Source organism: Streptomyces sp. NBC_00683 (assembly GCF_036226745.1).
In the GTDB taxonomy this organism is placed as follows: domain Bacteria; phylum Actinomycetota; class Actinomycetes; order Streptomycetales; family Streptomycetaceae; genus Streptomyces.
On record NZ_CP109013.1, the window covers coordinates 3,850,347 to 3,864,035 of the forward strand.

The 13,689-nt window shown below is 72.9% G+C and carries 12 protein-coding genes; 8 read left to right on the top strand and 4 right to left on the bottom strand.

Features of this window, described 5'->3' with window-relative positions:
* Positions 1-10 precede the first annotated feature (10 nt).
* Positions 11-394 (bottom strand): cold-shock protein, encoded by a 384-nt coding sequence (locus OG257_RS17110; RefSeq protein ID WP_329208578.1) that lies wholly within the window; start codon positions 392-394, stop codon positions 11-13.
* Positions 395-561: 167 nt separating this feature from the next.
* On the opposite strand from OG257_RS17110, the gene OG257_RS17115 reads away from it, so the two are divergent.
* Positions 562-798, top strand: coding sequence for a hypothetical protein (locus tag OG257_RS17115; protein WP_329208579.1), 237 nt, complete (start codon positions 562-564; stop codon positions 796-798).
* A gap of 9 nt (positions 799-807) precedes the next feature.
* On the opposite strand, the gene OG257_RS17120 is transcribed toward OG257_RS17115, so the two are convergent.
* A complete protein-coding gene (locus tag OG257_RS17120) occupies positions 808-1,428 on the bottom strand; it encodes an HAD family hydrolase (protein WP_329208580.1) in 621 nt (206 codons plus the stop codon).
* A gap of 150 nt (positions 1,429-1,578) precedes the next feature.
* Between OG257_RS17120 and OG257_RS17125 the strand changes: the two genes are divergently transcribed.
* Genes OG257_RS17125 through OG257_RS17140 form a run of 4 tightly spaced genes read left to right on the top strand, consistent with a single transcriptional unit; the run spans position 1,579 to position 5,505 of the window.
* Positions 1,579-2,589: a FecCD family ABC transporter permease gene (locus OG257_RS17125; protein WP_329208581.1), complete on the top strand. Its 1,011-nt coding sequence runs from the start codon at positions 1,579-1,581 to the stop codon at positions 2,587-2,589.
* Complete coding sequence (locus OG257_RS17130) at positions 2,586-3,671, top strand: FecCD family ABC transporter permease (protein ID WP_329208582.1); 1,086 nt, start codon at positions 2,586-2,588, stop codon at positions 3,669-3,671. Before OG257_RS17125 ends, OG257_RS17130 begins: the two co-directional genes overlap by 4 nt.
* Positions 3,668-4,543 carry an ABC transporter ATP-binding protein gene (locus tag OG257_RS17135; RefSeq protein ID WP_329208583.1) on the top strand — a complete coding sequence of 292 codons (876 nt, stop codon included), beginning with the start codon at positions 3,668-3,670 and terminating at the stop codon, positions 4,541-4,543. The genes OG257_RS17130 and OG257_RS17135 overlap by 4 nt, the downstream gene beginning before the upstream one ends.
* The gene (locus OG257_RS17140) at positions 4,540-5,505 is read left to right on the top strand and encodes an ABC transporter substrate-binding protein (protein WP_329208584.1); all 966 of its coding nucleotides are present in this window, start codon (positions 4,540-4,542) and stop codon (positions 5,503-5,505) included. Before OG257_RS17135 ends, OG257_RS17140 begins: the two co-directional genes overlap by 4 nt.
* Positions 5,506-5,548: 43 nt before the next feature.
* On the opposite strand, the gene OG257_RS17145 is transcribed toward OG257_RS17140, so the two are convergent.
* The gene (locus OG257_RS17145; RefSeq protein WP_329208585.1) at positions 5,549-6,619 is read right to left on the bottom strand and encodes a hypothetical protein; all 1,071 of its coding nucleotides are present in this window, start codon (positions 6,617-6,619) and stop codon (positions 5,549-5,551) included.
* 64 nt (positions 6,620-6,683) lie between these two features.
* Here OG257_RS17145 and OG257_RS17150 point away from each other — a divergent pair, with 64 nt between their 5' ends.
* Together OG257_RS17150 and OG257_RS17155 are read left to right on the top strand one after the other, a co-directional pair.
* Positions 6,684-9,149, top strand: coding sequence for a helicase-associated domain-containing protein (locus OG257_RS17150; protein ID WP_329208586.1), 2,466 nt, complete (start codon positions 6,684-6,686; stop codon positions 9,147-9,149).
* Between the two features lie 169 nt (positions 9,150-9,318).
* Positions 9,319-10,962 carry a DNA repair helicase XPB gene (locus OG257_RS17155; RefSeq protein ID WP_329208587.1) on the top strand — a complete coding sequence of 548 codons (1,644 nt, stop codon included), beginning with the start codon at positions 9,319-9,321 and terminating at the stop codon, positions 10,960-10,962.
* Position 10,963: 1 nt separating this feature from the next.
* On the opposite strand, the gene OG257_RS17160 is transcribed toward OG257_RS17155, so the two are convergent.
* Positions 10,964-11,152 carry a hypothetical protein gene (locus OG257_RS17160; protein ID WP_329208588.1) on the bottom strand — a complete coding sequence of 63 codons (189 nt, stop codon included), beginning with the start codon at positions 11,150-11,152 and terminating at the stop codon, positions 10,964-10,966.
* Positions 11,153-11,512: 360 nt separating this feature from the next.
* On the opposite strand from OG257_RS17160, the gene OG257_RS17165 reads away from it, so the two are divergent.
* Entirely contained in the window at positions 11,513-13,582 is a 2,070-nt protein-coding gene (locus OG257_RS17165; RefSeq protein WP_329208589.1) for a HelD family protein, read from the top strand.
* Positions 13,583-13,689 lie beyond the last annotated feature (107 nt).

A 13,689-nucleotide genomic window follows, 5' to 3' on the forward strand; every position in this document is an offset into this window, starting at 1 on the left:
CCGTGCCCGCTCAGACGTCGAGCTGGTCGGCCACCGCCCGCAGCAGGCCCGCGATCTGTGCGCCGGCGGCCTTGTCCGGGTAGCGGCCCCGCTCCAGGCTCGGCGTGATGTTCTCCAGCAGGGTCGTCAGATCCTGCACGATCGACGCCAGCTCGTCCGGCTTGCGCCGCTGTGCGGCCGCGACGGACGGGGTGGGGTCAAGGATCACGACGGAGAGGGCCTGGTCACCGCGCTGGCCGGCGACCACGCCGAACTCGACGCGCTGCCCGGGCTTGAGGGCGTCGACGCCGTCCGGGAGTACTGACGAGTGGACGAAGACGTCATCGCCGTCGTCGCGCGAAAGAAAGCCGAAGCCCTTTTCCGAATTGAACCATTTGACCTTACCCGTGGGCACGTCTGTCCTCGTCCTCGTACTCGTCGGTGCGCGGGAGAGCCGTGAAACGGCTCCGGATAGCAGTACAGCGGGTCTCCATGACCCGCCGGGTCCAAGGCTAATGGCCCAGGAGCCGGAGACAAGACGTCGCCGAATGGTTCCGCCGAGCTGGGAACTACCCTGGCCGGGTGAGTACTACTCCTTCCGGCGCAGGCGACCGGCTCGTACAGGTCGGCGCGATCGTCTTCTTCATCGGCGCACTGGCCACGCTGGTCACTGTGGCCCCGCTGTTCCTGGGTACCGATCCGTTCCCCTCTGTCGCTTATGCCGTGTGCATGCTGATGGGACTGGGCTTCCTGATCGCCGCGGCGGGGGTGGTCCGGTCGGCGTGGAAGAACTCGCCGAAGCGCGCCGCCGTCCGCTAGCGGGGCCTGTCAGGCGCGTTCCGCGTAGGTCCGCAGCCAGGCCGGGAACTCGGTGAGATTTGGCAGGATCACGTCGGCGCCCGCCCTCCGCAGCTCCTCCGCGTCGCACGGGCCGGTGGTGACGCCGACCGCCAGGGCGTTCGCGGCGCGCGCCCCGCGCACGTCTCCGGTGTGGTCGCCGACGTAGATGTGCGCGCCGTGCTCCACCAGCGCCTCCGCCTTGGCCTCGGCCCAGAGCCGGCCGATCACCGCGTCCGGCGCGATCCCCAGGTGGGCCAGGTGCAGCTTGGCGCTCGGCTCGTACTTGGCGGTGACGACGATCGCCCGTCCGCCGAGCGCCTGCACGGCCTCGATGGCCTCCCGCGCGCCGGGCAGGGCGAACGTCGGCGTGATCGCGTGCTGCGGATAGATCTCGCGGTACCGGTCGGCCGTCGTGGCGACCGCATCGGCCGGGAACCAGTTCGCGAGTTCGTCCTCGACGGGCGGCCCGAGCCGGCTCACCACCAGATCGGCGTCTATGGGAACCCCGGTCTCGGCCGAGAGGGCCAGGTAGTTGGCCTTGATGCCGGGGCGGGAGTCGATGAGCGTCATATCGAGGTCGAAGCCGACCGTCGGGGCGTGTGAAGGCATGAGGCCATTGTGCCGAGGGGGCCGGGCCGCCCGATCTCCGGCGCTGCTTAGACTTAGCCAAGCCTTACCTCCCTTTGTCCGTTTTCTCCGCACCCCGCCGCACTCCCGCCGCACCCCTGCCGCTCCCTGCCGCACCCCCGATTGGTCCCGATGCCAGCCGCCGCACCACGCCTGTCCAGACGCGCATGCGCCACGGCGGCAGCCGTCGTCGCCCTGCTGCTGGCCGTGCTGCTCAGCCTTGCCGTGGGGGCGCGGACCATCGCGCCGACCGCGGTCCTCGACGCCCTGCTGCACGGCGGACACTCCGACGCCGCCGAGGTCATCCGCCAGATGCGGGTGCCCCGCACCCTGATCGGGCTGATGGTCGGCGCCGCGCTGGCCGTCGCGGGCACGGCACTCCAGGGCATCACCCGTAACCCCATCGCCGACCCCGGCATCCTCGGCATCAGCCAGGGCGCCTCGGTGGCCGTCGTGCTCGCCATCGCGTACGCCGGGGTCCACACCCTCACCGGGTACGTGTGGTTCGCGTTCGCGGGGGCCGCCGTCGCGTCCGTCGCCGTGTACGCCATCGCCTCCCGGGGGCGCGGCGGTGCGACGCCGGTGAAGCTCGCGCTGGGCGGTGCGGCGATCAACGCGCTGCTGGTGTCGGTGACCATGGCGGTGCTCACCACCAAGGCGTCCGCCCTGGACGAGTTCCGCTTCTGGCAGGTCGGCTCGATCGCCGGCCGGGAGGCCCAGGTCGCCCAGCAGATCTGGCCGTTCCTGCTGCTCGGTGTGGCGCTCGTCCTGTCGGTGGCGCGCGGCCTCGACGCGCTGGCACTGGGCGAGGACGTCGCCAAGGGTCTGGGGCAGAACGTCGCGACCGTACGGATCGTCGGCGGCATCGGCGCCACCGTCCTCACCGGCGCCGGGGTCGCCGCGGCCGGGCCGATCGCGTTCGTCGGCCTCGCCGTTCCGCACATCGCCCGCGCGATCGTCGGCAGCGACCACCGCTGGGTGCTGCCGATGGCGGCCCTCATCGGCCCCGTGATGCTCCTCGTGTCCGACGTCATCGGCCGGATCGTCCTCCCGCCGGGCGAGGTCCCCGCCGGTGTGATGACGGCACTGATCGGTGTGCCGTTCCTGGTCACCCTCGTACGCCGGAAGGCGGTGCCCGCATGAGCGCGGACACGGCAGTGCCCGTACCTGCCGGGGTCCGGCCCGCGGGCTACAGCGTCGTACGCGCCGGGAAGCGCGCCCGCTTCCTGCTCCACCGGCGGGCGGCGACCGTCGCGGCGGCACTCGCCGTGCTGCTGGCCGCGGTCTGTGTCGCCTACCTCTGCGCCGGGGAGAGCTTCGTGGCCCCCGCGGAGGTCGTGAAGGTCGTCCTGGGACAGCCGTCGCCCGACGAACTGGTCGTGGGCACACTGCGGCTGCCCCGCATGGTGGTCGGCCTGCTCGTCGGCGCGGCCTTCGGGATCGCCGGGGCCCTGATCCAGACGGTCGCCCGCAATCCGCTCGCGAGCCCCGACATCATCGGCATCAGCCAGGGCGCGAGCGCGCTCACGGTCGGCGCGATGACCTTCGGCGTCACCTCGTACACCGTCCTGCCGTACCTCTCCGTCATCGGCGGGGTCGCGGCGGCGGCGCTCGTGTACGTGTTCGCCTGGCGGGGCGGGCTGCACGCGACCCGCTTCGTCCTCATCGGCATCGGCTTCGCGATCGCCCTGCGGTCGGTGACCACCCTGTTCCTGACGAAGGGCGACTACCTGGTCGCCCAGCAGGCACAGATCTGGATGACGGGTTCCCTCAACGGCCGCGGCTGGAACGAGGCCACCCCGATCGGCTGGACGCTGCTGATCCTGCTGCCCGCCGTGCTGTGGGCGGCGCGGGCGCAGCGCACCGTCTCGATGGACGACGACACCGCGACCGCGCTCGGCGTACGGCTCGGCCGCGTGCGGCTCGGGCTCGTCGCCCTCGGGGTGGTCCTGGCGTCCGTGGCGACGGGAACGGCGGGGCCGGTCGACTTCGTCGCGCTCCTCGCCCCGCAGATCGCCCGCCGCATGACACGTACGGCGCAGATCCCGCTGCTGTCCTCCGCGCTCCTCGGCGCCGTGATCGTCGTCCTCGCCGACCTCCTGGCACGCAGGCTCTTCTCCCCCACCGAACTTCCGGTGGGTGTGCTGACGGCCGCGGTCGGCGCCCCGTACCTGATCTGGCTCATCATCCGCGGCCACGGCGGCCGCACTGGAGGCAACGCATGAGCACGACCGGCCCCGGTCCCCTCACGGACGCCGTGCCCAGCCGGCTGACGGCGCGTGAACTGACCCTCGCCTACGAGGACCGCACGGTCGTGCACGAGCTGGACCTGGCCGTTCCCGACGGGCAGGTGACCGTCATCGTCGGCCCGAACGCCTGCGGCAAGTCGACCACCCTGCGGGCGCTCGGCCGGCTTCTGAAGCCGGCCGGCGGCTCCGTGCTCCTGGACGGCACGGAACTCTCCCGGATCCCCACGAGGAAGATCGCCCAGTCGGTCGGACTGCTGCCGCAGACACCCGTGGCGCCCGAGGCGATAACCGTCTCCGACCTGGTCGCCCGCGGCCGCCAGCCGCACCAGCGGTGGTGGCAGCAGTGGTCGGACGAGGACGAGCGCGCGGTGACGCACGCCATGGAGCGCACGGACATCTCCGCGCTCGGCGACCGGTCGGTGGACGAGCTGTCCGGCGGCCAGCGCCAGCGCGTGTGGATCGCGATGGCGCTCGCGCAGGAGACGGACCTGCTGCTGCTGGACGAGCCGACGACGTACCTCGACATCGCCCACCAGGTGGAGGTCCTGGACCTGGTGCGCCGGCTCGCGGCCCCGGCGGCGGACGGCACCCGCGGGCGCACCGTCGTCACCGTGCTCCACGACCTCAACCAGGCCGCCCGCTACGCCGACCACCTGGTCGCCATGAAAGCCGGCCGGATCGTCGCCGAGGGCCGCCCCGGAGACATCGTCACCGCCGAACTCGTACGCGAGGTGTTCGGGCTGGAGGCGGTGATCGTCCCGGACCCGGTGACGGGTTCACCGCTCGTCGTGCCCGGTGCACCCTGGTCCCCGTCCCTGCCCGCTCCCGGAAAGGCCTCACTGCTATGACGACCTCCCCGTTACGCCGCTGCCTCGTGGCCGGTTCACTGGCCGTGACCGCCGCGCTCGCGCTCACCGCGTGCGGCTCCTCCGACAGCCCGGACGCCGGCCCGCCTGCGTCCACGCACACCGTGAAGACCGTGATGGGCGACGTGTCGGTCCCCGACGCGCCGAAGCGGGTCGTCGTGCTGGACACCGCCGAGCTGGACTCGGCGCTCACCCTCGGTGTGAAGCCGGTCGGCGCCACGCACGCGGACGTGGAGTCGGGCTTCCTCGACTACCTGTCGGAGGACCAGGTCTCCGGCATCGAGGACGTCGGCGAGATGATGACGCCGAACCTGGAGGCCATCGCCGCGCTCGAGCCCGATCTGATCCTGACGAGCAAGATCCGCCACGGTGACAAGTACGCCGAACTGACGGCGATCGCGCCGACCGTGATGACGGAGAACACCGGCTACCCGTGGAAGGCGAACTTCCAGGTCCACGCGGACGCGCTGGGCAGGAAGGCCGAGGCGAGGAAGGTCACCGCCGCCTACGCGGCGCACACCGCGGAGGTCACGCGGGCGCTCGGCGGTGCGGCGAAGGCCGCGGCCACCGAGGTCAACATGGTGCGGTTCGTCGAGGGCGCGGACATCCGCGTCTACGGCAAGCAGAACTACATCGCGACGATCCTCGCCGACGTCGGTCTGGGCCGCCCCGCGATCACGGACAAGGCGAAGGACGGCTTCTCCTACGACGTCAGCCCGGAGAAGATCGACCTGGCGGACGCCGATGCCGTCTTCCACTCGACGTACGGCGACGCGAAGAAGTCCAAGCAGACGCAGACCGTCGGCAGCGGCCTGTGGAAGAACATGTCCGCCGTGAAGAACGGCAGGGTGTTCCCGGTCGACGACCAGCTGTGGATCCAGGGCATCGGCTACACGGCGGCGGAGAAGATCCTGGACGAGCTGCGGGCCGACCTGACGAAGTAGCCGCCCCGCGACGGGTGCGGCGCGCTCGGCCCCGCGCCGCACCTCAGCCCGGCAGCCTCCGGGACCGCCACACCAGGTACAGCGCGGAGGCCACCGCCGCCGTACGGACGACCACCGGCCACACACCCGACATCGCGTCCTTCATCGCGCCCTCCGCGATGGGCTGCCCCCAGCGCCCTTCCATGCGCCCCCACAGCCAGACGAGGGCCCCGGCCACCACCGCACCCGGCAGCCCCATCGCGACCCACTTCGCCTCCGTGCGCGAGAGCTTGCGCGAGCTGTACGCGAGCAGCCAGCCGCCCGCGAGGGCGACCCAGGACCCCAGCACGGCACCGGCGACCAGCAGCGCGGCGGACAGCAGCAGGAACGGATGCGCGAAGCGGGCCGTCCTCGCCGCGACGGCGGGCTCCGGGGCGGCGGGAGCGGGCGCGGCCACCGTGCGGCGGCGGAGCCGAAGGCGCCTCGGACGGGGTACGGCGGCCTCCTCGGCCACCTTCCCGGGCGCTTCGGCCTCCTCGCCGGCCCCGGGCTTCTCCTCCTCCGGCCTCGGGGGCCGCAGCAGTTCCGGGCTCTCCAGTCCGCCCACGAACCCCGGCACCGATGTGCCCTCGCCGAAGGGTCCCGGCTCGATCCGCCACCAGTCGGGTTCACCGTCGAGGGGCCCCGACTCGGCCAGCCCCGTCATGTGCGGCGCCGACGCCGAGGGCCAGCCGGGCACCGGCCCCTCGCCCCCGGCCTCCTCCTGCGCCTCGCGCCCGTCCGACGCGCCCTTGCGCAACGCGTCTTTCCGGAGCAGCCCCCGCCGTGGCCGGGGAACCGCGCGCGGCTCCGCGGCGGCCGGCTCCGACCCCGCCCGCGGCGAGGGCAGGGACACCGCCCCGTCGCCCGACTCGGCTGCCGCCGCGACCAGTTCGGCCGGTGTGCCGAGCCTGCCGATGATGCGCCGCACCACCGCCGGAGAGTCCGATCCGTCCGTCCCGCGCTGCCGGTCGATCTCGCCCCGCAGTGCCGAGACGAGTCTCATCCGGGCACCCGATGACAGCTGTTGCTGCTGCGCCAGGTCACCGACCCGGCTCAGATAGTCGTAGACAAGCTGGTCGCTCTCGATGCCCACGCGATCGTTCTCCCTCTACCCGCCCTGCCCCGACGGTAGCGTTCCAGGGGCTACCGTGGGACGGATGGGGACGACCACACCACCGCGCACGCTCGCCGAAGCTCTGCGCGCCCGGGGCGACGAATCGCTGGCGGGGCTGCTGCGTGCCCGCCCCGACCTGCTCAGCCCCGTGCCGAACGACATCACCCAGCTGGCGACGCGGGCCGGCACGCGCGCCTCCGTCGTCCGCGCGCTGGAACACCTCGACCGGTTCGCCCTGCAGACCGCGGAAGCCCTGGCCGTGGCGCCGGACCCGGCTCCGTACGGCACCCTGCTCGCGCTCCTCACCGGTGACGGCGAGGGGGACGGCGAAGGGCGCGACGACTCCGGGGCCGCGATCACCGCCGCGCTGCCTGCCGCCCTCGCGGCCCTGCGCGAACAGGCCCTCGTCTGGGGCGAGGAGGAGCGGCTGCACCTCGTGCGCACCGCACGCGAGCTGCTCGCCCCGTCACCGCAGCACGCCTCCCCCACCGGTCTCGGCCCGACCGTCTCCGAGGCGACGGCCGGCATGTCGCCGGGCAGGCTGCAGGAGATCCTGACCGCAGCCGGGCTGCCCGCCACCCACGATCCGGTCTCCGCCGTGGCCTCGCTGACCGGCCTCTTCACGGACCGGACCAGGATGGCGAATCTGCTGGACACCGCGCCCGCCGAGGCGCTGTCCGTGCTGGACCGGCTGGTGTGGGGGCCGCCGTACGGTGAAGTGACCCCGAATCCCACCCCGCCCGTGCAGTGGCTGCGCGACCGGGGGCTGTTGCTGCCCGTGTCGACGCGCACCGTCGTACTCCCGCGCGAGGCCGCGCTGCACCTGCGGGCCGGCCGCGCCCACCGGGTACCGGAACCCGTGCCCCCGGCCCTCGCCCATGCCGCCGAGCGCGATCCCCAGGCTGTGGACAGAGCGGCGGCCGGCCAGGCGCACACGGCCCTGTCCACGATCGAGGAGCTGCTGAAGCTCTGGAACAACGGCGGTCCGGCCATCCTGCGGGCGGGCGGCCTGAGCGTGCGCGAGCTGAAGCGGGTCGCGAGCGCACTCGACGTGTCCGAGGCGATCGCCGCCTTCTGGGTCGAACTCGCGTACGCCGCAGGGCTGCTGGCCCCGGACGGCGAGACCGACGAGCGGTACGCGGCGACACCCGCGTACGACGAGTGGATCGAGCTCCCCGCCCAGGACCGCTGGACCCACATCGCCGCCGCCTGGCTCGCCGCCACCCGCACCGCGGGGCTGGTCGGCGGCCAGGACGCCAAGGGCCGGGCGCTCTCCGCACTCGGCCCCGAGCTGGACCGCTCGGCGGCGCCCCAGGTACGCCACCGGGTGCTGGCCCTGTTCTCCTCGCTCCCTGCGGGCACCGCCCCCGACCCGCAGACCCTGCTCGCCCGGCTCCGCTGGGAACGGCCGCTCCGTGCGGCCGCGTCCGGCGCGGCACCGGCTCCTTCGGACACCTCCGACCTGCGCTCCCGGATCGCCCTGTGGACGGTCAACGAGGCGGAGCTGCTCGGCATCACCGGCCGCGGGGCGCTCTCCTCCCAGGCACGGGCGCTGCTCGAACAGGGCCCGGACGAGGCCGCCGACCGTCTCGCGCCGCTCATCCCCGAACCGCTCGACCACGTACTGCTCCAGGCCGACCTGACGGCCGTGGCACCCGGCCCGCTGGAACGCCCGCTCGCCGAGATGCTCTCCGTGCTCGCGGACATCGAGTCGAAGGGTGGTGCGACGGTCTACCGCTTCACACCCGGTTCCGTACGCCGCGCCCTGGACGCCGGCCAGGCCGCGTCCGACCTGCACGCCTTCCTCGCGACGCACAGCCGCACCCCGGTGCCGCAGCCGCTGAGCTACCTCATCGACGACGTGGCACGCCGCCACGGCCATCTGCGGATCGGCGCCGCGTCCGCGTACGTGCGCTGCGACGACGAGGCCGTGCTGAACGAGATCCTCGCCGACAAGCGCTCGGCCACCCTGCGGCTGCGCCGCCTCGCACCGACGGTCCTGGCCGCGCAGACCGATCCGGGCTCGCTGCTGGAGGGGCTGCGCGAGATGGGGTACGCCCCGGCCGCCGAGTCCGCCGAGGGCGATGTCCTGATCACCCGCGCGGGCGCCCGCCGCACCCCGCCCCGTACGGCACCCGCCCCCGTCCCCGAGGGGCCGCCGGTGCCGGACGCGACCCTGCTGACCGCGGCGGTACGGGCCATCCGGGCCGGTGACTCGGCGGCGAGGGCCGTCCACAAGGACTCCGCGGACACGGCTGCGGCCGGGTCCCTCCCCCGCACCACCTCCGCCGAGACGCTCGCCACGGTGCAGGCCGCCGCGATGACCGGGTCCGCGGTCTGGATCGGCTACGTCAACGCGGACGGCGCGGCCAGCCAGCGCGTGATCGCGCCGGTCAAGGTCGAGGGCGGCTTCGTCACGGCGTACGACCACACGGCCGACGAGGTCCGCACGTACCCGCTGCACCGCATCACGGGCGTCGCGGAACTGGCCGACGACGCGACACCGTAGCCATCGGGCCAGGCGCGTCGGGCCCGGCGCGGAGGGCGCCCGACTGATCGGTCACACGACTCACCCGCTCACGCCCCCGATGCGGCACACTGGACGTTTGGCCGTTCGCGGCCGCCCCGCGGCAGATTCCAGCAGCAGGGCAGAAGCAGAACAGAAAGGGCCGACGCGCGTGACCGGACCCCTCATCGTCCAGAGCGACAAGACGCTGCTCCTCGAAGTCGACCACGACCAGTCCGACGCCTGCCGTCGTGCGATCGCCCCGTTCGCGGAGCTGGAGCGTGCGCCCGAGCACATCCACACCTACCGGCTCACCCCGCTCGGCCTGTGGAACGCCCGCGCCGCGGGGCACGACGCCGAGCAGGTCGTCGACGCCCTCGTGGAGTACTCGCGCTACCCCGTGCCGCACGCGCTCCTCGTCGACATCGCCGAGACGATGGCGCGGTACGGCCGCCTCACCCTCTCCAAGCACCCGGTCCACGGGCTGGTGCTGACCTCCAACGACCGGCCGGTCCTGGAGGAGATCCTCCGCTCGAAGAAGGTCCAGCCGCTGGTCGGGGCACGCCTCGACCCGGACACCGTGGCCGTGCACCCCTCCGAGCGCGGGCAGATCAAGCAGACGCTGCTGAAGCTGGGCTGGCCGGCCGAGGACCTCGCCGGGTACGTCGACGGCGAGGCGCACCCGATCGAGCTGGACCAGAACGGCTGGGCGCTCCGCCCGTACCAGAGGCAGGCCGTCGAAGGGTTCTGGCACGGCGGCTCCGGTGTCGTCGTCCTCCCCTGCGGCGCCGGAAAGACGCTGGTCGGAGCCGGTGCGATGGCGGAGGCCAAGGCGACCACGCTGATCCTCGTCACGAACACCGTCTCGGCCAGGCAGTGGAAGCACGAGCTGGTGAAGCGGACCTCGCTGACCGAGGACGAGATCGGCGAGTACAGCGGTACGCGCAAGGAGATCCGGCCGGTCACCATCGCCACGTACCAGGTGCTGACGACCCGCCGTAAGGGCATCTACCCGCACCTGGAGCTGTTCGACTCCCGCGACTGGGGTCTGGTCATCTACGACGAGGTGCACCTCCTGCCCGCACCCGTCTTCAAGTTCACCGCCGACCTCCAGGCCCGGCGGCGCCTCGGGCTCACCGCCACGCTGGTGCGCGAGGACGGCCGCGAGTCGGACGTCTTCTCGCTCATCGGGCCCAAGCGGTTCGACGCGCCGTGGAAGGAGATCGAGGCGCAGGGCTACATCGCGCCCGCCGACTGTGTCGAGGTCCGCGTCAACCTGACGGACACGGAACGTCTCGCGTACGCGACGGCCGAGACCGAGGAGAAGTACCGGTTCTGCGCGACGACCGCGACGAAGCGCAAGGTCACCGAGGCGCTCGTGCGGAAGCACCAGGGCGAGCAGACCCTCGTCATCGGGCAGTACATCGACCAACTCGACGAGCTCGGTGAGCACCTGAACGCCCCTGTGATCAAGGGCGAGACGAGCAACGCGCAGCGCGAGAAGCTGTTCGGCGCGTTCCGCGAGGGCGAGATCAGCGTGCTGGTCGTGTCGAAGGTCGCGAACTTCTCGATCGACCTGCCGGAGGCGACGGTCGCCATCCAGGTGTCGGGAACGTTCGGCTCGCGCCAGGAGGAGGCGCAGCGGCTCGGCCGGGTGCTGCGGCCGAAGGCGGACGGGCACGAGGCCCGCTTCTACTCGGTCGTCGCGCGCGACACGATCGACCAGGACTTCGCGGCGCACCGCCAGCGGTTCCTGGCCGAGCAGGGGTACGCGTACCGGATCGTCGACGCGGACGAGCTGCTGGCGGGCAACTGACTCAGCGGTGGCGGCGGACGATGCCCGCCTCCTCGGCGTACTCGCCGAGGACGACCACTCCGAAAGCGGTGCGCGCGAAGACGGTGACGGCGCGCACCGCGTCGCCCAGGCGGTGTCGGGGGTGACCGGTGGCCGCGGTCGCGCCGTGCGCGGGCCCGGTCCTGCGCGGGTTCAGATAAACGGTGCTCATGCCTTCCATGGTGCGCCGCCCCCGCCCGTGGCGGCATCGGTCTGCGGACGGAAGCGCGCGAGGGCGCGGGTAGGCCGCAGGTCGCATGCCGTCCCCTACGGGGCGTACGGACAACGCTCTTAATCGTTCGACGCTGCGGACCGCGGTCGCTACAATCGCCGGTCTGCCCGCCTCCCGCACCGTGGTACCGGCCCGCCTCCCTGAGCGGCCGGCAGCCGGGGGAGCGCCGCCGACCGGACGGAAACCGGCCGACAACAGCCGCACGCGTTCCTCTGCGTGCGCACCTGTGAACGTCCTTGAGCGGACCCGGCCCAGTGGGCCGGGTCCGCCGTCCTGCGTTGAAAAGCCGGAGGCAACACCGTGCCCGCGCACGAAGAGACAAGCGAAGACACCAGCAGTCCACTGGACGGGGAACGCGCCCACCTCGCCGGTTCCCGCGCCGCACTGCGCGCCATGCGCGAGGACGTACAGGCCCTCGACATCCGCGATGTCACGGCGAACTGGGTCAACGCCGCCGTCCTGCAGGCCCAGATCGACGACCGCATCAAGGCGCTCGCCGACCTCTCCCACACACCGCTCTTCTTCGGCCGCCTCGACTACCGGCACCCGGTCGGCACCCAGGAGGCGGAGGGCGCCGAGGGCGAGCAGTTCTACATCGGGCGCCGCCACGTCCACGACGCCCAGGGCGACCCGATGGTCATCGACTGGCGCGCCCCGGTCTCCCAGCCGTTCTACCAGGCGTCCAGGAACAACCCGCTGGACGTCGACCGCCGGCGCCGCTTCGGCTACACCGGCGGCGAGCTGACCGCGTACGAGGACGAGCACCTCACCGACCCGGCGGAGACCGAGCAGACCAGCAAGCTCCTCCAGGCGGAGATCGAGCGGCCCCGCGTCGGCCCGATGCGCGACATCGTGGCGACGATCCAGCCGGAGCAGGACGAGATCGTCCGCAGCGGGCTCGGCGGGACGGTCTGCGTCCAGGGAGGCCCGGGTACCGGAAAGACGGCCGTCGGCCTGCACCGTGTCGCCTACCTCCTGTACGCGCACCGCGAGCGGCTCGCCCGCACGGGCACCCTCGTCATCGGCCCGAACCGGTCGTTCCTGCACTACATCGAGCAGGTCCTGCCCGCGCTGGGCGAGCTGGAGGTGAAGCAGGCGACGGTCGAGGACCTCGTGACGGCGCAGGTCGAGGTGCGCGGCACGGACGAGGCCGCCGCCGCCGTGATCAAGGGCGACGCCCGGATGGCGGAGGTCCTGCGGCGCGCGCTCCGCTCGCACGTCACCCTGCCGACGGAGGGCGTCGTGGTGGTGCGCGGCTCACGTCGCTGGCGGGTACCGGCGTACGAGATCGAGGAGATGGTGGGCGAGCTGCTGGCCCGCGACATGCGCTACGGCGCAGCCCACGAGGCGCTCCCGCAGCGCATCGCGCACGCCGTCCTCGTACGCATGGAGGAGGCGGGCGAGGCGCCGGACGACCGGGTGCAGAACGCGGTGGCGCGGACCCCCGCGGTGAAGGCGGCCGTGAAGGCGATCTGGCCGGCGGTGGAGCCGTCGAAGCTGGTGCTGCGACTCCTGACGGACCCCGACTTCCTGGCCGCGCACGCGGAGGGGATCCTCACCGGGGACGAGCAGAAGCAGATCCTCATGGCCAGGCCCGCCCGCAGCGTGAAGTCGGCGAAGTGGTCGGCGGCGGACGCGGTCCTCATCGACGAGGCGGGTGACCTGGTGGCCCGTACGCACTCGCTGGGCCATGTCGTCATCGACGAGGCCCAGGACCTGTCCCCGATGCAGTACCGGGCGGTGGGACGCCGCTGCTCGACCGGTTCGGCGACGGTGCTCGGCGACCTGGCGCAGGGGACGACGCCGTGGTCGACGGAGAGCTGGGCGCAGGCGCTGTTCCACCTCGGCAAGGCGGACGCGGTGGTGGAGGAGCTGACCGCCGGCTTCCGTGTGCCGCGCGAGGTGATCGCGTACGCCTCCCGGCTGCTCCCCGCGATCTCGCCCGGCCTGGCCGCCGTGGAGTCCGTGCGTGAGTCGCCCGGCTCGCTGGCCGTACGGGAGGTGGCCCCGGACGGCCTGGACGCGGCGGTGGTCGCGGCCTGCGAGGAGTCGCTGGTCCACGAGGGCTCGATCGGCCTGATCGCCGCCGACGCCCGCATCCCCGCCCTGGCCGACGCCCTCACGGCGGCGGGCCACGCGTACCTCTCCCCCGGCGAGGAGACGACGGCCGCCTCGCGCCTGACCCTGGTACCGGCATCGCTGGCGAAGGGCCTGGAGTACGACTACGTGGTGCTGGACGAACCGTCCGCGGTGGTCGACGGCGAACCCGACGAACGCACGGGCCTGCGGCGGCTGTACGTGGCGCTGACCCGTGCGGTGTCGGGCCTGATCGTGCTGCACGCCGCGACGCTGCCGGAGCAGCTGGCGTAGGCCTGCGGCGCACCGGCGGGCAGGGCGGGCACGGGGGCGCGCCGCCCTGCCCGCCGCACGGCGTAAGTCCCCTGCGCGCAAGGGAAGTTGTGACGGGCGTCGCACGG